This is a genomic window from Micromonospora sp. IBHARD003, from assembly GCF_056106285.1.
This window is the reverse complement of sequence record NZ_JBWBBX010000001.1, coordinates 6186171-6204522: the sequence shown is the minus strand read 5'-3', so window position 1 is coordinate 6204522 and position 18352 is coordinate 6186171. Positions and strand designations below refer to the sequence as shown.

At 70.2% G+C, this 18352-nt stretch carries 18 protein-coding genes; 12 read left to right on the top strand and 6 right to left on the bottom strand.

The features are described 5' to 3' along the window. Positions 1–17 precede the first annotated feature (17 nt). Entirely contained in the window at positions 18–449 is a 432-nt protein-coding gene (locus ACTWOL_RS27610; RefSeq protein WP_474299495.1) for a hypothetical protein, read from the bottom strand. Between the two features lie 152 nt (positions 450–601). Continuing rightward, positions 602–1540, bottom strand: coding sequence for a tRNA (adenosine(37)-N6)-dimethylallyltransferase MiaA (miaA, locus tag ACTWOL_RS27605; RefSeq protein WP_474299494.1), 939 nt, complete (start codon positions 1538–1540; stop codon positions 602–604). 264 nt (positions 1541–1804) lie between these two features. On the opposite strand from miaA, the gene ACTWOL_RS27600 reads away from it, so the two are divergent. The 3 genes from ACTWOL_RS27600 (at position 1805) to ACTWOL_RS27590 (ending at position 3040) form a co-directional block, all read left to right on the top strand. Beyond that, entirely contained in the window at positions 1805–2062 is a 258-nt protein-coding gene (locus ACTWOL_RS27600; RefSeq protein ID WP_474299493.1) for a hypothetical protein, read from the top strand. A 23-nt stretch (positions 2063–2085) separates the two neighbouring features. After that, positions 2086–2352 carry an antitoxin gene (locus ACTWOL_RS27595; protein ID WP_474299492.1) on the top strand — a complete coding sequence of 89 codons (267 nt, stop codon included), beginning with the start codon at positions 2086–2088 and terminating at the stop codon, positions 2350–2352. Between the two features lie 352 nt (positions 2353–2704). Further along, positions 2705–3040 carry a hypothetical protein gene (locus tag ACTWOL_RS27590; RefSeq protein WP_474299491.1) on the top strand — a complete coding sequence of 112 codons (336 nt, stop codon included), beginning with the start codon at positions 2705–2707 and terminating at the stop codon, positions 3038–3040. A 369-nt stretch (positions 3041–3409) separates the two neighbouring features. Here the strand turns inward: ACTWOL_RS27590 and miaB are convergent, their stop codons facing one another. Continuing rightward, positions 3410–4921 (bottom strand): tRNA (N6-isopentenyl adenosine(37)-C2)-methylthiotransferase MiaB, encoded by a 1512-nt coding sequence (gene miaB, locus ACTWOL_RS27585; protein WP_474299490.1) that lies wholly within the window; start codon positions 4919–4921, stop codon positions 3410–3412. A 279-nt stretch (positions 4922–5200) separates the two neighbouring features. On the opposite strand from miaB, the gene ACTWOL_RS27580 reads away from it, so the two are divergent. From ACTWOL_RS27580 to ACTWOL_RS27565, 4 genes are all read left to right on the top strand, one after another. Continuing rightward, positions 5201–5773, top strand: coding sequence for a (2Fe-2S)-binding protein (locus ACTWOL_RS27580; RefSeq protein WP_474299489.1), 573 nt, complete (start codon positions 5201–5203; stop codon positions 5771–5773). 50 nt (positions 5774–5823) lie between these two features. Beyond that, a complete protein-coding gene (locus ACTWOL_RS27575) occupies positions 5824–6738 on the top strand; it encodes an FAD binding domain-containing protein (RefSeq protein WP_474299488.1) in 915 nt (304 codons plus the stop codon). Positions 6739–6814: 76 nt separating this feature from the next. After that, complete coding sequence (locus ACTWOL_RS27570; RefSeq protein WP_474299487.1) at positions 6815–9049, top strand: xanthine dehydrogenase family protein molybdopterin-binding subunit; 2235 nt, start codon at positions 6815–6817, stop codon at positions 9047–9049. Between the two features lie 70 nt (positions 9050–9119). Beyond that, positions 9120–10115 (top strand): TAXI family TRAP transporter solute-binding subunit, encoded by a 996-nt coding sequence (locus ACTWOL_RS27565; protein ID WP_474299486.1) that lies wholly within the window; start codon positions 9120–9122, stop codon positions 10113–10115. Positions 10116–10161: 46 nt separating this feature from the next. Here the strand turns inward: ACTWOL_RS27565 and ACTWOL_RS27560 are convergent, their stop codons facing one another. The 3 genes from ACTWOL_RS27560 to ACTWOL_RS27550 form a co-directional block, all read right to left on the bottom strand. Beyond that, positions 10162–10593, bottom strand: coding sequence for a GNAT family N-acetyltransferase (locus tag ACTWOL_RS27560; protein ID WP_474299485.1), 432 nt, complete (start codon positions 10591–10593; stop codon positions 10162–10164). A 163-nt stretch (positions 10594–10756) separates the two neighbouring features. Continuing rightward, positions 10757–12166, bottom strand: a complete 1410-nt coding sequence (locus ACTWOL_RS27555; RefSeq protein ID WP_474299484.1) for a sensor histidine kinase — start codon at positions 12164–12166, stop codon at positions 10757–10759. Between the two features lie 15 nt (positions 12167–12181). After that, positions 12182–12886: a response regulator transcription factor gene (locus ACTWOL_RS27550; RefSeq protein ID WP_474299483.1), complete on the bottom strand. Its 705-nt coding sequence runs from the start codon at positions 12884–12886 to the stop codon at positions 12182–12184. Between the two features lie 279 nt (positions 12887–13165). On the opposite strand from ACTWOL_RS27550, the gene ACTWOL_RS27545 reads away from it, so the two are divergent. The 5 genes from ACTWOL_RS27545 to ACTWOL_RS27525 all read left to right on the top strand — a co-directional run bounded on the left by ACTWOL_RS27545 (position 13166) and on the right by ACTWOL_RS27525 (position 18321). After that, complete coding sequence (locus ACTWOL_RS27545) at positions 13166–13951, top strand: amino acid ABC transporter ATP-binding protein (RefSeq protein WP_474299482.1); 786 nt, start codon at positions 13166–13168, stop codon at positions 13949–13951. Between the two features lie 54 nt (positions 13952–14005). Continuing rightward, the gene (locus tag ACTWOL_RS27540) at positions 14006–14854 is read left to right on the top strand and encodes a glutamate ABC transporter substrate-binding protein (RefSeq protein ID WP_474299481.1); all 849 of its coding nucleotides are present in this window, start codon (positions 14006–14008) and stop codon (positions 14852–14854) included. A 103-nt stretch (positions 14855–14957) separates the two neighbouring features. Beyond that, positions 14958–15608 (top strand): amino acid ABC transporter permease, encoded by a 651-nt coding sequence (locus ACTWOL_RS27535; protein WP_474299479.1) that lies wholly within the window; start codon positions 14958–14960, stop codon positions 15606–15608. After that, positions 15605–16516 (top strand): amino acid ABC transporter permease, encoded by a 912-nt coding sequence (locus ACTWOL_RS27530; protein WP_474299478.1) that lies wholly within the window; start codon positions 15605–15607, stop codon positions 16514–16516. The genes ACTWOL_RS27535 and ACTWOL_RS27530 overlap by 4 nt, the downstream gene beginning before the upstream one ends. Positions 16517–16698: 182 nt before the next feature. Next, a complete protein-coding gene (locus ACTWOL_RS27525) occupies positions 16699–18321 on the top strand; it encodes an FAD-dependent monooxygenase (protein WP_474299477.1) in 1623 nt (540 codons plus the stop codon). Positions 18322–18352: the final 31 nt, after the last annotated feature.

Sequence of the window (18352 nt, the reverse complement as noted above, 5' to 3'; positions counted from 1 at the left end):
CCCGGCCGCGGATCCCGTCAGCGGAGCCGGGCCACCCGCCACACCGCGAGCACGACCAAGGCGGCCGTGACGGCGGCGTAGAGCGCGACCATCCGCCAGTCGGGCCGGTCTCCCGAGCCCCGCTGGGGGAGCCCCGGCCAGGTGTGCCCGACCCGGCGGGCGGCCATCAGACCCCAGCCGGCGGCGCAGCTGCTGATCAGCAGGCCGAGCATGGCGACGACCGCACCACCGTCACCGGAACCGAAGGCGAGCGGGAAGGCGAACATCAGAGAACCGACCGCGGCGAGTCCCACGATGGGCGCGAGCTGCCAGATCCGCAGTCTGCGCTGCGGTCGCAGCTCGACCTCGACCTCGGCGCCGACCACGACCCCCACCGACGAGTCGTCCACGGGCACGTCCAGGACGCCGTCCAGAGAGTCATCAGGACCGTCCGGACTCAGGCCTGCCACACCTTCCCGGGGCCCCTGATCACTTTCGCGAGGGCCGGCCTCCATCGCCACGCGCCCTCCCAACTCGGACTCCACTGGTGGATCGATGATTGATGATGGCACGGTCCCGGGCATCGGAATGACGGGCAGCGCGTCCCGATGCCATCACGTGATCAGGCTGTGACCGCTCGTTCGACCAACGCCAGGGCGCGGCCCCAGAGTTCTCCCCGGTCGACGGCGGCGCCGCTCAGCCAGTGGACGCGCGGGTCGCGGCGGAACCAGGAGTCCTGGCGGCGCGCGAAGCGTTTGGTGGCGCGCACGGTCTCGGCGCGCGCCTCCTCTTCGGTGCACTCCCCCGCCAGGGCGTCGAGCACCTGCTGGTAGCCGAGCGCCCGGGATGCCGTGCGTCCCTCGCGCAGCCCCTGCTCCTCCAGGGTGCGCACCTCGTCGACGAGCCCCGCCTCCCACATGCGGTCCACCCGCACGGTGATGCGCTCGTCGAGTTCGGGGCGGCCGACGTCGACGCCGATCTGGACGGTGTCGTACACGGAGTCGTGCCCGGGGAGGTTGGCCGTGAAGGGCTTACCGGTGATCTCGATGACCTCCAGGGCCCGGACGATCCGGCGGCCGTTGCCGGGGAGGATGGCACGGGCCGCGTCCGGGTCGGCCGCGGCCAGTCGCGCGTGCAGGACGCCCGGGCCCCGCTGCGCCAGCTCTTCCTCGAGCCGGGCACGTACGCCCGGATCGGTGCCGGGGAACTCGAGGGCGTCGATCGCTCCCCTGACGTACAGCCCCGAGCCTCCCACGAGGACGGGCGTGCGGCCTTCGGCGAGCAGCCGGTCGATCTCCGCACGCGCGAGCCTTTGGTACTCGGCGACGCTCGCCGTCTCGGTGACGTCCCACACGTCGAGGAGGTGGTGCGGGACGCCGCCGCGCTCCCCGGGGGTCAGCTTGGCGGTGCCGATGTCCATCCCGCGGTAGAGCTGCATCGAATCGGCGTTGACGACCTCGCCGTCGAGCTGCTGGGCCAGATGGACGCCCAGGTCGGACTTTCCGGCCGCGGTGGGACCGACGACGGCGATGACCCGCGGTGCGGGAGCTGCACTTCTCACCGGCCCAGTCTCGCAAACATCACGGGGCCTCCCCGAACGAGTTACGTGACGACACCTCCTCGCGGTCGTTTCCCGTTGCGAGGTCCCGCGCGCCGGTTTTCCGAACCGGCGCTTCCCGGGGGCGCAATGGGACGTCCCGGGCAGCGCGGAATTCCACTCACCCGAGTACCCTATGGAGAAGATATGGGCGTTTTTGCAAGGTTTCGTCGGAAGGACAAGGGAGCTGCCGGGGCGTCAACCGAGGAGGGCGCGGCCTGCACTCCGGTGGCCGAATCCGACACCGGAACCGAGGGCCGTACCGGAACCGAGTCCGGGTCCGGCACGGAGCCCGGTTCCGGAGCGCAGTCATCGGATCCGGCCTGCGCTTCGGAGGCGACGGGGGTGTCCCCCGAGGCGGCGACGGTCTCGGACGCGGCTTCCGGTGAGCCGCAGGCCCCGGTCGCGGAGAGCGTGGAGATCCCCAAGCAGCAGTCCGCCGACGAGGCCGCCGACAACGAGGCCGGCGAAGGCGCCCGTAAGTAGTCCCCCACGAGCGAAGGTGACCCATGGGCATCCTGGACACGCTGAAGGCCAAGCTCGCCCCGGCCAAGGACAAGGTCTCCGACTTCGCGCACCAGCACGAGGACAAGATCGACAAGATCGAGCACGGCCTGGAGAGGGCCGCGGCGAAGGTCGACCACCGGACCAAGGGCAAGTACCACGACAAGATCGAGTCGGGCACCGGCAAGGCCAAGGAGGCACTGGACCGCCTCGCCCACAAGGACGGCAGCGCGGGCCACAAGGACGAGGGCACCATGCCGCCTGCTCCCTGAGCACACGGCGTCCACGCCTCGTTCGCGCGGCGAGGAACGCGGAAGGACAACGGCGGACGGCCGCGGAGCGAGATCGGCTCCGCGGCCGTCCGCTTTGGCCCGCCGGCGGCATGGTGGCACTCTCCGGCCCCGGCCCCGGCCCCGGCTCCCGGCTCCCGGCTCCCGGCTCCCGGCTCCCGGCTCCCGGCTCCCGGACGCGGAACGAGGGACGCGGGTGGCGCTCCGACCAGGCGGCCACGAAATACCCGACCCCGTAGGGGGCGTCCTCGTAGAGCAGCCGACCGGCCGGACGCGGGCCCTCCGCGGCGGCCGCGAGCACCCGCCAGGACGCGAGGCCGGCGACCATGAGCTCGTGCGCGAGCGAGGCGTCGATCCCGGCGAGCGCCTCGGTGTCCGCCGCACCCAGGGCGCGGGCGACCTCGGCGTCGAACCCGGCGGCACGCCCGTCCAGATAGCCGGGCGCCTTCACTGTGCGGCAGGCACTGCCATCACCCATGACCAGCAGGGCGACCCGCGGTGCGCGGGCCGCCAGCTCACGGCCGGTCTCCGCGCAGCGCTCCCGTGCCAGGAGCGGATCGATGCCGAGCCCTTCGACGGGGGCGGTGGTCCACCGGGCCCGGTCGAGCAGCCACGCGGCGACGGCGAGCGACGAGGGAAGCAGCCGTGCGGACACATCGACGGGGCCTGAGCCGGCGGACGCACCGAGGCGGACGCCCACGTCGACGCCGTAGCCCCCGAAGGACCCTCGTGCACCCTGCGCGTACGTCCCGGTCTCGCCCGGACCCGCGGGTCCGACGACGACCAGCAGGTCGGGGTCCGCCAGGGCCAGAACGTCCAGCGCCTGTACGCACGCGGCCCGCGCCGGGTCGAGTTCGGGCGCCGCGCCGGCGGCCACCTCGGGCACCAGAAGCGGGGGGCAGGGGCAGACGGCGGCCGCGACAAGCATGATCTGCAGCCTAAGGGCTGTCCCGCAATACCCGCGAGTGCGGGACCTCTGTGCGGGCACGGATCCCCGGCAGCACCGCCGACGACGCCGGGCAAGCCCTGCGCCGGACCGTCAGCCGGCCGGGCACCCGCCCGTCGCGGCCGGAAGCGGCTCGGGCACACCGATCGCCGGGATCCCCAGCAGCACGCCCGCCGGCTGGGCGGGGGCGGCCTGGCGCTTCTCCCAGGCGTCGCCCGCCCGTGTGCGCCGCACCGCGGTGGTCGGGCCCTCGGCGAGCAGGTGGTGCGGAGCCGCATAGGTGATCTCGACGGTGACGACGTCGCCCGGGCGCACCTCCGCCTCGGGCTTCGAGAAGTGGACGAGACGGTTGTCCGCAGCACGGCCCGACAGCCGGTGGGTGGCGCCGTCCTTGCGGCCCTCACCCTCCGCGACCATCACCTCGAGGGTCCGGCCGACCTGCTTCTTGTTCTCCTCCCAGGAGATCTCCTCCTGCAGCGCGACCAGACGCTCGTAGCGGGCCTGGACGACCTGCTTGGGGATCTGGCCCTCCATCTCGGCCGCCGGGGTCCCGGGGCGCTTGGAGTACTGGAAGGTGAAGGCCTGCGCGAAGCGCGCCTCGCGTACGACCTGGAGGGTCTGCTCGAAGTCCTCCTCGGTCTCGCCCGGGAAGCCCACGATGATGTCCGTCGAGATCGCGGCGTGCGGGATCGCGGCGCGGACGTTCTCGATGATGCCGAGGTAGCGGTCCTGCCGGTACGAGCGGCGCATCGCCTTGAGCACGGTGTCGGATCCCGACTGCAGGGGCATGTGCAGCTGTGGCATCACGTTCGGGGTCTCCGCCATGGCGGCGATCACGTCGTCCGTGAAGTCGCGGGGGTGCGGCGAGGTGAAGCGGACCCGCTCCAGCCCCTCGATCTTTCCGCAGGCCCGCAGCAGTTTGGAGAACGCCTCACGGTCGCCGATGTCGGAGCCGTAGGCGTTGACGTTCTGGCCGAGCAGGGTGATCTCCGAGACACCCTCGGCGACCAGTGCCTCCACCTCGGCCAGGATGTCGCCGGGGCGGCGGTCCTTCTCCTTGCCGCGCAGCGCGGGCACGATGCAGAAGGTGCAGGTGTTGTTGCACCCGACGGAGATGGAGACCCAGGCGGCGTAGGCGCTCTCGCGGCGCGTGGGCAGCGTGGAGGGGAACGCCTCGAGCGACTCGGCGATCTCGACCTGCGCCTCTTCCAGGACCCTGGCCCGCTCCAGCAGCACCGGCAGCTTGCCGATGTTGTGCGTACCGAAGACGACGTCGACCCACGGCGCCTTGGACACGATGGTGTCGCGGTCCTTCTGGGCCAGGCAGCCACCGACGGCGATCTGCATCCCGGGGTGTGCCGCCTTGATCGGGGCGAGCCGTCCGAGATTGCCGTACAGCCTGTTGTCGGCGTTCTCCCGTACCGCGCAGGTGTTGAAGACGACGACGTCGGCCTCGCCCGCACCCTCGGGCGCCCGCACATATCCCGCTTCCTCCAGCAGACCGGAAAGACGCTCGGAATCATGGACGTTCATCTGGCACCCGTAGGTGCGGATCTCGTAGCTTCGCTTGACGTCCACTGCCTGGCTCCGGTCGCTGCTGGTCATGCATCAAGAGTAGGCGGTTGCGCGGACCTCCCCGGACCCGGATCCCGGGCCCCTGGGACACCACCGGTGATGTGCCGCATCGGTCCGGCTTCCATGGCGGCCCTCCGGCGCCCCCATGGGCGGCCGGGCTCAACTTGACTGCGCCTTCCGCCCGTTCGCCCTGCCCCGGCGACCGCCCGCACTCTCGCGGGGGCGAAGCCGTTCACCTGATGGAACACCCGGTTGCACCCGAAATGTACCGGTATCAGCATGGAGTGGTAGCTGCCCGGGAGGGAGCGTATGCCTGAACGTGGCTCTTTCGTCACCGAACGTGGCCATACTCTGGAAGAGCGCGGTCCCGGCCCGTCCGAGGTCGTTCTCCGCATCAACGGCACCGAGCACGCGATGGAGATCGAGCCACGCGTGAGTCTGCTCGACGCCCTCCGTGAGCACCTGTATCTGACCGGGGCCAAGAAGGGCTGCGACCAGGGGACCTGCGGAGCCTGCACGGTGTGGGTCGACGGCCGGCGCGTACTGGCCTGCCTCACGCTGGCGATGGCCTGCGAGGGCCACCGGATCACCACGGTCGAAGCACTCGCGGAGAAGGACGAACTGCATGCCATGCAGCAGGCGTTCATCGCCGAGGACGCCTTCCAGTGCGGTTTCTGCACCCCGGGTCAGATCATGTCGGCCGTGGCCCTCCTGAAGGAGGGGCACGCCGGCGACGACACCGAGATCGCCGAGTGGATGAGCGGCAACATCTGCCGCTGCGCGGCGTACCCGCGGATCCGGGCCGCGATCCGTGCCGTCCGTGACGGAGCCGAACAGGCCGAGCGGGCGGACCAGGAGCCCCGGACCGGCCGGACCGAGTAGGCCCGCAACAACGCGAACACCGGACATCGACCGAGCCCAGGGAGCCCGCCGTGCGGTCCATCTCCTACTCCCGCGCCCCCGACGCGGCCAGCGCGGTCGCGGCCGTCAGCTCAGACCCCACCAGCGACTTCCTCGCAGGCGGCACCACAGAGGTCGACCTCCTGCGGCAGAACGTCATCAATCCGCGCCGCCTCGTCGACATCAACGACCTCCCGCTCACCGGCATCGACACCACGCCCGACGGCGGTCTGCGCATCGGTGCGCTGGCCAGGATGAGTGAGGTCGCCGCCTCTCCCGTGGTGCGCGAGCGCTATCCCGTGATCGCCCGGGCACTGGAGCTCGGGGCGTCCGCGCAGCTGCGCCACATGGCCTCCATGGGCGGCAACCTGCTGCAGCGCGTGCGGTGTTCGTACTTCCGGGACGCCGAGTCACCGTGCAACAAGCGCGAGCCCGGCACCGGCTGCTCGGCGATCGAGGGGTTCAGCCGCGGTCACGCCGTGCTGGGCACCAGCGAGCACTGCATCGCCACGCACCCCTCCGATGTGGCAGTGGCCCTCGTGGCCCTGGACGCGCGCGTGCGCATCCAGGGCGCGGACGGCGACCATGTCCACCCGATCGACGACTTCTTCCTGCTCCCCGGCCACACCCCGCACCGTGAGCACCCCATGGCTCACGGTGAGCTGATCACTGCCATCGAGGTCCCCCCAGTACCCGTCGCCCGCAACTCCCTGTATCTGAAGGTCCGCGACCGCCAGTCCTACGAGTTCGCCCTGGCCTCCGTGGCCGTGGCGCTCTCGCTCGTGGACCACACCGTGGCGGATGTACGGATGGCCCTCGGCGGAGTGGCCACCAAACCCTGGCGGGCCCGGCACGCCGAGGACTTCCTGATCGGGCTGCCGCGGAGCGGGCGAACTTCGCGCAGGCGGCACGGGTGGAGCTCGCCGACGCCCGGCCCACCACGATGAACGCCTTCAAGGTCGAACTCGCTCAGCGCGCGATCATCCGCGCGCTGGAGTCCCTCGCAGCCGACGGGAGCCCGACATGACCACCGCAACCCCGGCGATCGGTCAGTCCCTCGACCGCGTCGACGGCCGCGCCAAGGTCACCGGAGCGGCGCGGTACTCCGCCGACATCCCGATCCCGGGCCTGGCGTACGCCCATGTCGTCGGCGCCCGTATCGCCTGCGGGCGCATCACGTCCATCGACGCGGCCGCCGCCCTGGCCGAGGACGGTGTACTCGCCGTGCTGACCCACCGCAACCTGCCGCGGATCGCGGAGCAGCCGCCGCTCGTCCCGTCGCTGGCCGGGACGGCCGCGCCGGGCCAGACGTTCTTCCCGATGCAGGACGACGCCATCCACTACGCCGGTCAGCAGGTCGCGCTCGTGGTCGCGGACACCCACGAGCGGGCCCGGCACGCGGCGAGTCTGCTCCGCGTCGGTTACGAGGAATCCCCCTCCCTCACCACGATCGGCCAGGGGCGCGAGCAGGCCTACGAGCCGGAGGCGATCTTCGGCGGGTTCCTGCCCGGCCGGGTGGAGCGCGGGAACGTCGAGGCGGGCCTCGCGCGGGCGGACGTCACGGTGGAGGCCGGATACACGTATGCGGCGAACAACCACAACCCGATCGAGCCCTCGACCACGACCGCCGAATGGCAGGGCGACGAGCTGGTGCTGTACGACGCGACCCAGGGCGTCAACGCCACCCAGATCACGGTCGCCCGGCTGCTCGGCATCCCCTTGTCGAAGATCCGCGTCATCGGACACTTCACCGGCGGGAGCTTCGGCTCCAAAGCCATGATCCACAACCATTGCGCGCTGGCGGCGATGGCCGCCCGTGAGGTGGGGCGCCCCGTCAAACTGGTCCTCACCCGGGAACAGATGTTCACCTCGGTCGGCCACCGGGAGGAGCAGGAGCAACACGTCACCCTGGGCGCCACCCGTGACGGCCGGCTGACCGCCGTACGCCACCACAAGCTCTCGGTCACCTCGCACTTCGACGACTGGGCGGAGCCGTCCCTGGGAGTGTCGTCGCAGCTCTATGCCTGCCCTCACTACGAAGGGGTCTACCGGCTGATCCGCGGCAACACCATGACACCCACGTTCATGCGCGCACCGGGCGAGGCGTCCGGGATGTTCGCCCTCGAGTGCGCGATGGACGAACTCGCGGAGAGGCTGGACCTGGATCCGATCGAGCTGCGTCTGCGCAACCACGGCGACCACGACCCGAACACCGGTCTGCCCTGGTCGAGCAGTGGGCTCGGTGAGTGCTACGAGCGCGGCGCCGCGCGCTTCGGCTGGGGCCGGCGCAGCAGCTCTCCGGGCACCCTGCGCGATGGGCCCTGGCTGATCGGGACGGGCATGGCGGCCGCGGCGTACCCGGTCGCCCCGCCCAGCAACCCGCAGCGTGCCCGAGCCCGGATCTACGCCGACGGCACCGCCGTCGTGCAGGCCGCGACGCCCGAGTTCGGCACCGGTGTGGCGACGGTCATGACCCAGGTCGCCGCCGACGCCCTGGGGATGCCCTACGAGCGCTGCCGCTTCGAGCACGGCGACACCGACCTGCCCAGCATCGCGGCCGCGGTCGGCTCCGCGGGCGCGGCGATGATCAGCGCCGCGGTGCACAGCGCGGCCACCGCGCTGCGCAACCAGATGATCGCCCGGGCCGTCGCCGACAGGGGCTCTCCCCTTCACGGCCACAACCCGGTCGACGTCGTCGTCCGGGACGGGGTCATGACCGCGGGCACGTCGGAGGAGTCGTACGCCGGGCTGCTGCAGCGTTCCTTCCAGCCGGATGCGGAAGCCACCGGGTCCTGGAGCCCTCCCGGTGCGGACGCGGAGTACGCCATGCTCACGTTCGGTGCACAGTTCGCCGAGGTCGCCGTCGATCCCGAGCTCGGTGTGATCCGGGTGCGCCGGATGACGGGCGCCTTCGCCCCCGGCCGGGTGCTCAACCCGAAGACGGCGACCAGCCAGCTCATGGGCGGGATGCTCTGGGGTCTGGGGCAGGCCCTGCTGGAGGCCAATTACATGCAGCCGGGCACCGGCCGCTGGGCGAACTCGAATCTGGGCGAGTACCTCGTCGCGGTCAACGCCGACGCTCCCGATGTGGAGGTGGAGCTCGTCGAGGTCGAAGACCCCGTCGTGAACCCACTCGGGGTGAAGGGCGTGGGCGAGATCGGTCAGGTGGGTGCGGCCGCCGCCATAGCCAACGCGGTGCACAACGCCACCGGACGCAGGATCCGCAAGCTGCCGATCACCATCGAGGACGTCCTCTGATCCCGGGTGCCGTATCCCCGCGGCGGGCGGGCCTGGCCATCATGGCCGGTGACCTGGCAGGATCGCGCTCATGCCCCGAGCCTTCCCCCGCCTCACCCGGCGCCGCGCCCTCCAGGGGTCCGCGGCGCTGGCCGTGGTGTGCGGGCTCCTGCTGTGGTGGCTGCTGCCTCTCAGGGAGAGCACCCCGAGCGGTCGGATCACCTTCAGCACCGGGGTGACAAGCGGTGTCTACCACCGGTACGGCGAGCTCCTCGAAGGCGCACTGGCCCACGATCTGCCCCAGGTCTCGATAGACCTGCGGACCAGCGAGGGATCCCAGCAGAACCTCTCCCGGGTGGCGACGGGCAGGGCCGACTTCACCATCGCCACCGCCGACGCCGTGGCGAAGTACCAGGGGGACGAACGGGTCGGCGCGGAGCGGCTGCGCGGCTGCGCGCGGTTGTACGACGACTACGTGCAGCTCGTGGTACGCCAGGGGTCCCCGGTGGACACTCCCGCCCAGCTGCGCGGTAAGCGGGTGGGCGTCGGCCAGCCCGGCTCGGGTGTGCGGCTGATCGCCGACCGGGTCCTGTCGGCGGCCGGTCTCGACCCGGCGAAGGACATCGCGCCGGTCTCCGCGGGGATCGACGCCATGCCGGACCTGCTGGCACGGGGCGATCTGGACGCCTTCTTCTGGTCGGGTGGGCTGCCCACCAACGCGGTGCAGAAGCTGTCCGAGCGCATGCCCATCCGGCTGCTTCCGCTCGACCAGCGTCTCGTCGACCGGCTGCACAACACAGGCTCCCCGGCGCGGTACTACCGCTCGGCAGTGGTGCCCGCCGATGCGTATCCGCGGATCCGCGGCGGATCCGTGCAGACCGTCGCGGTAACGAATCTGCTGGTCACGACCACGGCTGCGGACCTCGAGCTGACCGAGCGGATCACCCGCACGGTGATCAACAGCCGGGACCGGATCGGGCACAACGTACATGCGGCCCAGCTCGTCGACCTCAGGACCGCGATCTACACCGACCCGCTGCCCCTGCACGAAGGCGCCCGGCGGTACTACCTCTCGGCGAAGCCGTAGGTCCTTTCGCAAGGCCCCGGACATGCCGTGCGAGGTCCTCACTCGCTCACTGCTCGCCGAACACCATCCACTTCTCCGGCGTCGCCAGCGGGGCGAAGCCCACCTTGGCGTAGACCGTGTGCGCGTCGGCGGTCGCGAGCAGCACCCGCCGCACTCCGTACGGAGCGAGGTGGTCGCGGACGGCGGCGACCAGGGCGTTCCCCAGGCCCTTCCCGCGTACGTCGGGCGCGATGTAGACGTCGCACAGCCAGGCGAAGGTGGCCTGGTCGGTGACCACACGGGCGTAGCCGACCTGGGTGCGCGAAGAGACGTCGTAGACACCGAAGTTGAGGGATCCGGCGATGGCGGTGTCCTGCTTCTCCCGGCTCCGCCCGAGCGCCCAGTAGGCGTCCTGCGACAACCATGCGTGGATCAGCGGGCGGTCGAGCCGGTCGGGATCGGCGGATATCTCGTAGCCGGCGGGAAGATCGGTGCTCATGGCGGCATCCAAACAGCCCGCGTCGCGAGCGGTCCACCGATTACCGGCTCGGCCACCGGTCACGGGCTCGCAGCCTCGGGCTCGGCTATGGGCTCGTCCTCGGTCACGGGCTCTCGGCCTCGGTGACGGGCTCGGAATCCGGCTCAGGCCGCTGCTGCCGGGTTCACGAGTCGGTGCCCTTGGGACTGGGGCCCGTACGCGGCACCGTGAGCGTCACGCGCAGGCCGTACGGCTCGCTGTGCGCGTACGCGATCGATCCCCCGGCGGCCGCGAGGAGGGCGCGGCATATGGAGAGGCCGAGCCCCGAACCCTTGATGTTCTGGTGGTGGCTGCTGCGCCAGAAGCGGTCGCCGACCCTCCCGAGCTCCTCGTCGGTCAGGCCCGGACCCCGGTCGGTGATCACGATGGTGGACGACTCACCGTCCGCCGAGACCTCCACGGTGACCTCCTCCCCTCCGGGCGTGAACTTCAGCGCGTTGTCGATCACGGCGTCCAGGGCACTGGAGAGGGCCACGGGATCGGCCCAGGCCGTGACCGCCCGGCCGTGGCCGACGAGCCGTACGCCCTTCTCCTCGGCGAGCGGACGCCAGGCCGCGACCCGCTCGGACGCCAGCTCACCGATGTCGGTGAGCCGCAGGTCCGCGGAGGCGTGCTCGGCCAGTGCCAGATCCAGCAGATCGTCGAGGACCTGGGCGAGCCGCTTGCCCTCGGTGCGCACGGAGGCGATCTCCTCGTTGCCCTCGGGCAGCTCGAGCGCGAGCAGTTCGATCCGCAGCAGGAGCGCGGCGAGCGGATTGCGCAGCTGGTGGGATGCGTCGGCGACGAAGGCGCGCTGCTGCTCCAGCACCTCTTCGACGTTGTCCGCCATCTCGTTGAACGAACGTGCCAGCCGCCGCAGTTCGGGCGGACCGCCGGATGCCGCGACCCTCGAGTTCATCCTGCCGGTGGCGATGTCGTGGGTGGCCGCGTCCAGGACGCGTACCGGGCGCAGCACCCAGCCCGTGAGCCGCACCGCCGCACCCAGGGCGAGGAGCATCGCCCCCGACTCACCGGCGGCGATCACCAGCCATCCGGCCAGGATCCGGGAACGCAGCTGTCCCGTGGGAGAGTCGGTGACGACGACCGCCACGACATCGCCCTCCCTGACCACCGGTGAGGCGACGACCAGCCTGGCGTTCTCCTGCCACGGCCACACCTGCGGCGGATCGTGGCTGCGCCGTCCGAGCAACGCCTCCCGGAAGGCCCGGCGTCCCTCGCCCTCCCGGGGGATCTCCCAGCGCACGGGCGCACGGGCCATGGCCGCCTCGCTGCGGTAGAAGACGCCGGTCTGTATCCCGTACACATCGTGGTAGCGGCTCAACTCCTCCACGAGCCGCTCACGGCGCTCGTCCTGACCGGAGATCCCGTCGGTGACGAACTGGGCCTGGGCGGCGAAGCGCGCGGTGTCGTCCAGCCGGTCGACGACGACGTTCTGCTGCTCGGCCGCGGCGAGGCTGACGGCGAGCGGAAAGCCGAGGGCGAGCAGCACGCCCGCCATGAGGACGATGAGGAGCGGAAGAAGACGGGTACGCAAGGGGAGCGGCAGCCTCTACGCGGCGGGCGTGACGAGGCGGTACCCGACGCCACGCACGGTCTCGATCAGAGCGGGCATCCGGAGTTTGGAACGCAGCGACGCGACATGCACCTCGAGCGTGCGCCCGGTGCCCTCCCAACTCGTGTGCCACACCTCGCTGATGATCTGCTCGCGCCGGAAGACCACCCCGGGGCGCTGGGCGAGCAGCGCGAGCAGGTCGAACTCCTTGCGGGTCAACTGCACGACCGCGCCTTCGACACTGACGCGGCGGGTGGGCAGTTCGATCGAGACGGAACCGAGCAGGACGGCGTCCCCGTCGCCCGCCGCGGCGGCTTCCTCGCCCGGAACATTGCGCCGGCTGACGGCGTGGATGCGCGCGAGCAACTCGCCCGTGTCGTACGGCTTGACGACGTAGTCGTCCGCGCCGAGGTTGAGCCCGTGGATCCGCGAGCGGACGTCGGAGCGCGCGGTGACCATGATGACGGGGGTGGACGTGATCTTCCGGAGTTTTCCGCAGACCTGGTAGCCGTCCTGGTCGGGCAGGCCGAGGTCGAGCAGGATCACGCCGAACGGCGGCTTGTCGCCGGCCGTCACGGGCAGCACCGCCTGCAGTGCCTCCTCGCCGCTACGGGCGTGGACGACGGAGAAGCCGTGCCTGGCGAGCACCGCGGACAGGGCAGCGGCCACATGATCGTCGTCCTCGACGAGCAGAAGTCTCAACGGCCCCCCTCCGGGGTCGCGGCCCGATGTGTCCGGATCAGGCCCTAGCTCTGGCGTGTGTACATCGCATGAACGCCGATTGCCGCCCCATGAGTCAAGAGGCAACCGCTTGCTCCGGGGGTTCCGTTATCCACCCGGTACGACGCCCGCAGCATCGCTCACCCTGAGTGTCCGACCGAAGCCGTATCGTTATGCTCAATTTCAGCTCAGATGTACTGACGCTGGTCTCACCGGGTGCTTAGGGTCCTCTCCAACCGAGGAGGACGGAGCAAGAAGCCGATGAGCGGAGTGTCAGTGACCAAGGGCGCGCAGGACGCGGTACCGACGGCTGCGGACCTGGTCGTTCTGAGCAACGTCAACAAGCACTTCGGCGCGCTGCACGTGCTCCAGGACATCGACCTGAAGATCCAGCGCGGCGAGGTCGTCGTGGTGATCGGGCCCTCCGGGTCCGGCAAGTCAACGCTGTGCCGCACCATCAACCGGCTGGAGACGATCGACTCCGGCGACATCACCATCGACGGGAAGCCGCTGCCCCAGGAGGGCAAGGAACTCGCCCGGCTGCGCGCCGACGTGGGCATGGTCTTCCAATCGTTCAATCTCTTCGCACACAAGACCGTGCTGGAGAACGTCATGCTGGGCCAGATCAAGGTCCGCAAGGCGGACAAGAAGGCCGCCGAGGAGAAGGCACGCTCCCTGCTCGACCGGGTGGGTGTGGGCACCCAGGCCGACAAGTACCCGGCTCAGCTCTCCGGCGGTCAGCAGCAACGCGTGGCGATCGCGCGGGCGCTGGCCATGGGGCCGAAGGTGATGCTCTTCGACGAGCCCACCTCCGCCCTCGACCCCGAGATGATCAACGAGGTGCTCGAGGTCATGCAGCAGCTCGCGCGGGACGGAATGACCATGGTCGTCGTCACGCACGAGATGGGCTTCGCACGGTCGGCCGCAAACCGCGTGGTGTTCATGGCCGACGGAAAGATCGTCGAAGAGGCGTCGCCCGAGGAGTTCTTCAGCAACCCCCGCAGCGACCGCGCCAAGGACTTCCTGTCGAAGATCCTGCATCACTGAGTCAGTCCCGGATCAACTGATCACCTCATCGCTTCACATCCAAGGGAAGTCACCATGAACGTTCGCAAGGTCACCGCCGCTTCGGCCGTCGTCCTCTCGCTCGCCCTGACCGCCACCGCCTGCGGCGGCGGCAAGAAGGACTCCGCCGGTGGCGGCGGCGGCGACAAGGGCGGCAAGATCACGATCGGCATCAAGGTCGACCAGCCGGGCATCGGCCTGAAGACCCCGGACGGCAAGTACACCGGCTTCGACGTCGACGTGGCCAAGTACGTCGCCAAGGAGCTCGGCTACGAAGAGGGCGACATCGTCTTCAAGGAGACCAAGAGCGCCGACCGCGAGACCGCCATCGAGCGCGGCGACGTCAAGTTCATCGTCGCCTCCTACTCGATCAACGACAAGCGCCTGGCCAAGGTCGACTTCGCCGGTCCGTACCTGCTGGCCCACCAAGACATCCTGATCCGCGCCGACGACAACACGATCGCCAAGCCCGAGGACCTGAACAAGAAGAAGCTCTGCTCGGTCACCGGCTCGACCTCCGCGACCAACGTCAAGGAGAAGATCGCGCCGAACGCGCAGCTGCAGCAGCTCGGCGGCTACTCCCAGTGCCTGACCGGCCTGGAGAACAAGGTCCTCGACGCCGTGACCACCGACGACTCCATCCTTGCCGGGTACGCCGGGCAGGAATCGTTCAAGGGCAAGTTCAAGCTCGCCGGCTTCAAGCTCAGCAACGAGAACTACGGCATCGGCCTGAAGAAGGGCGACACCGAGCTCAAGGACAAGATCAACAAGGCGCTGGAGAAGATGGTCCAGGACAAGTCCTGGCAGAAGGCCGTCGACGCCAACTTCGGCCCGGCCGGCTACAAGAACGAGCCCGCGCCGAAGATCGGCAACATCGTCAAGTGACTTCGGGGGCCACAGAGCGCGCCGCTGCTGAGTGCGGCGGCGCGCCCGGCCCTTCCCACACGCATACGCGGAAGCGCGGGAGATCGTGTTCGACTTTCTTGATATGGACCAGCTTCTGGGGGCCTTCTGGGTGACGGTGCAGCTCACCGTCTACTCCGCCCTCGGCTCCCTGATATGGGGCACTTTGCTCGCCGGCATGCGGGTCAGCCCAGTCCCGCTCATGCGGGGCTTCGGAACCACCTATGTGAACGTGGTCCGCAATATCCCGCTCACTGTGATCATCCTGTTCACATCACTGGGACTCTTCCAGACGCTCGGTGTCAGCCTCGGAGCAGCGAACGACTTCGACCAGCTCAACTTCCGGCTGGCCGTGCTCGGTCTGATCGCCTACACATCCGCGTTCGTGTGCGAGGCGCTGCGGTCCGGGATCAACACCGTGCCGGTCGGCCAGGCCGAGGCCGCGCGTGCCCTGGGCCTGAGCTTCACCCAGGTCATGCGACTCATCGTCCTTCCGCAGGCCTTCCGTTCGGTGGTCAACCCACTGGCCAATGTGCTGATCGCGCTGACCAAGAACACCACCGTCGCCTCGGTCATCGGCGTCGCGGAAGCCGCACTGCTGATGAAGAAGTGGATCGAGGACTACGCCGCTCTCCTGCCGATCGTCACCATCTTCGCGCTCGGCTTCATCTGCCTCACGCTGCCGACCGGACTGATCCTCGGCTGGGTGAGCAAGAAGGTGGCGGTGAAGCGATGAGTTCTGTTCTCTACGACGCCCAAGGACCCCGCGCCAAGCGGCGAAACGTCCTCTACACGCTGGTCTTCGTGGTCGCAGTCGCAGCCCTCCTGTGGTGGGTGTACGACGGCCTGAACTCCAAGGGCCAGCTCGACTGGATCAAGTGGGAGCCGTTCTTCTCGAGTTCCCAGCCGTACACCACCTACATCTGGCCCGGCCTTCAGAACACCTTGATCGCCGCGAGCCTCTCGCTCGTCATCGCACTGCCGCTCGGTGCGGTCTTCGGTATCGCCCGGCTCTCCGACCACCGGTGGGTCAGGGGCGTCGCCGGCACGGTCGTGGAGTTCTTCCGCGCCATCCCGGTACTGATCCTGATGCTGTTCGCCAACCAGGCGTACTCCGACTTCACCGATATCGACAGTGAGGTCCGCCCGCTGTACGCGGTGGTCACCGGACTGGTGCTCTACAACGCCTCGGTCCTCGCGGAGATCGTCCGGGCCGGCATCCTGTCCCTGCCCAGGGGGCAGACGGACGCGGCCAAGGCGATCGGCATGCGCAAGGGCCAGACGATGCGGTACGTGCTGCTGCCGCAGTCGGTGACGGCCATGCTGCCGGCGATCGTCAGCCAGATGGTGGTCATCGTGAAGGACACCGCCCTCGGCGGTGCGATGCTGAGCTTCTCGGAACTGCTTGCGTCGGTCAGCACGATGAGCGCCAACTACGGCGCAAACGTCATCGCCAGCTTCACCGTCGTCTCCATCATCTACGTCATCCTGAACTTTGCTCTCACTTCAGCGGCGAGCCTGCTCGAGCGCAAGCTGCGGCGCGGCAAGAAGAGCACGGGCGCGGTCGTCCACGCCGGCCCCGGAGGGGGTCTGGAGACCGTCGGCCCGGCCAAGAACGACGTCGAGAACGGCCGCGCGGTCTGATCAGTCGTCAGGGACGTGGCACGAGGGGCGGTGACCGGATGGTCACCGCCCCTCGCCGCGTCCCGCCGTCGCTTGACGGGGACACCGGCAGTGGGTTGCATACGTTCTGTGATCGCGCACCGGGCTTCGGCCAGCCCCTCCCCGTTGTTCCCTCCGTCCCGGCTCGCCACAGGAGCAGCGCCGTGGACCCGGTGATCATCGTGGGTGCGGGCCCGGTGGGGCTTGCGCTGTCCCTGGCACTCGCTGCGCAGGGGGTGCCTTCGGTCGTCCTCGACGAGAGCGCGGGCAAGGACGAGCCGCGCGCGGCCCGTACGGTCGTGCTGCGCGCCGACACCGCGGCGCTGCTGGAACGTCTCGGCTGCGCCACGATCCGTGACGAGGGCATCCGCTGGACCGGCTGGCGCTCCCGGCGGCGCAAGCAGGAGCTGCAGGCACTGGAACTCGGCGGGGAAGACGTGCCCGCACCGGTGCATATTCCGCAGCATGCGCTGATGCGCGGTCTGCGGGACGCCATCACGGAGGCGCATCCGGTCACGATCGCCACCCACAGCCGGCTCGACACGCTGGAGCAGGACGACACCGGTGTCACCGCGCACACGCGCGGGCCCGGGTCGACCTGGTGGCGCGGCAGTTATCTGGTGGGCTGCGACGGCGCCCGGTCGACGGTGCGCAAGCTCCTCGGCATCCGCTTCCCCGGGCGTACGTCCGTTGAGCGGCACGCCGTCGCCGTGCTGCGCGCCGAACTGCCCTGGCCCCGCGAAGCGGTACTGCACCGGCTGCCGCCGTGGCGCTCGGGCGGCGAGGAGGTGACGGCCAGGCCCCTGCCGGACGGAGTATGGCGACTGGACTGGCTGCTGCCGGCCAGGGGCGAGCTGGTGACCCCGGAGGCACTGGTGTCGCGGGTACGGGACACCCTGGCGGGCTGGTGCGACGGCCCCCCGCAGTACGACCTCCTCGACACCGGCGTCTACACCCTGCACCACCGTCTCGCCCGCAGCTGGCGCGTAGGGCGGGCCTTCCTCGCCGGTGACGCGGCCCATCTGCTGGGCGCGATCGGCACCCAGGGTCTCGACGAGGGGCTGCGGGACATCGACAACCTGGCCTGGAAGCTGGCGCTCGCCTGGCATCACGGAGTGTCCGACACCCTTCTCGACAGCTATCAGGCGGAGCGTCGCACCGCCGTCGCCGCGCGGCTGCGCGCCGCCGACCAGTCCCTGCCGATACTGCGGGGCAGCGGCGGCCTGCGGACCTATCTGCCGGGTGCGGCGCGCGGCAACGACACCCTGCTGATGGACGGGCATCTGGGGCTCGGGCGGCTGGGCGCGCCCCCCGCGTACCCGCACTCGCCTCTCGCGCCCTCACCCGCCGATGCGCACACCACCGTCGGTACCCCGTTCGGAGCACCGGTCGCCGACGCCCGAGTCACGGCCCCGGACGGCACGACCGTATGGCTGAGGGACCGGCTGGGGATGGGCAGGATGCTGGTGGTGCTGGTGGCGCCCGGCACGGGCGTGTGGGACCGGCGGCACTGGATGAGCGCGGGCGTGATGCCACGGCTGGACTCCGCCGTGGAGGAGCTTCCGGTACGGGCCGAGCTGCTGGTCGCCGAAAGCTATCCGGGGGCCTCCGCGCACACCGTGCTGCTGGTGCGGCCGGACGGGCATCTGGTGGCGGCCTTCGGCGGGGTGCAGCCGGACGCGCTGCACGCGGCGGCCGACGCGGTGCGAGGCGGAGCGCCTGAGCCCTCACCGGCGCACGCGGGGAGTGCTTCCGGCCGCAGTGACCGCACTGCGGACGTCAATTGACCGGCTTGGGCGCACATGGTGTACTCCGGAA

What these genes read in the sequence shown, in the direction of transcription:
- ACTWOL_RS27565 (WP_474299486.1), top strand. Translation starts at nt 9,120, where the DNA reads ATGCCCCGAGCCTTCCCCCGCCTCACCCGGCGCCGCGCCCTCCAGGGG.
- ACTWOL_RS27540 (WP_474299481.1), top strand. Translation starts at nt 14,006, where the DNA reads ATGAACGTTCGCAAGGTCACCGCCGCTTCGGCCGTCGTCCTCTCGCTC.
- ACTWOL_RS27535 (WP_474299479.1), top strand. Translation starts at nt 14,958, where the DNA reads ATGGACCAGCTTCTGGGGGCCTTCTGGGTGACGGTGCAGCTCACCGTC.
- ACTWOL_RS27570 (WP_474299487.1), top strand. Translation starts at nt 6,815, where the DNA reads ATGACCACCGCAACCCCGGCGATCGGTCAGTCCCTCGACCGCGTCGAC.
- ACTWOL_RS27530 (WP_474299478.1), top strand. Translation starts at nt 15,605, where the DNA reads ATGAGTTCTGTTCTCTACGACGCCCAAGGACCCCGCGCCAAGCGGCGA.
- ACTWOL_RS27545 (WP_474299482.1), top strand. Translation starts at nt 13,166, where the DNA reads ATGAGCGGAGTGTCAGTGACCAAGGGCGCGCAGGACGCGGTACCGACG.
- ACTWOL_RS27560 (WP_474299485.1), bottom strand. Translation starts at nt 10,593, where the DNA reads ATGAGCACCGATCTTCCCGCCGGCTACGAGATATCCGCCGATCCCGAC.
- miaB (WP_474299490.1), bottom strand. Translation starts at nt 4,921, where the DNA reads ATGACCAGCAGCGACCGGAGCCAGGCAGTGGACGTCAAGCGAAGCTAC.
- ACTWOL_RS27595 (WP_474299492.1), top strand. Translation starts at nt 2,086, where the DNA reads ATGGGCATCCTGGACACGCTGAAGGCCAAGCTCGCCCCGGCCAAGGAC.
- ACTWOL_RS27580 (WP_474299489.1), top strand. Translation starts at nt 5,201, where the DNA reads ATGCCTGAACGTGGCTCTTTCGTCACCGAACGTGGCCATACTCTGGAA.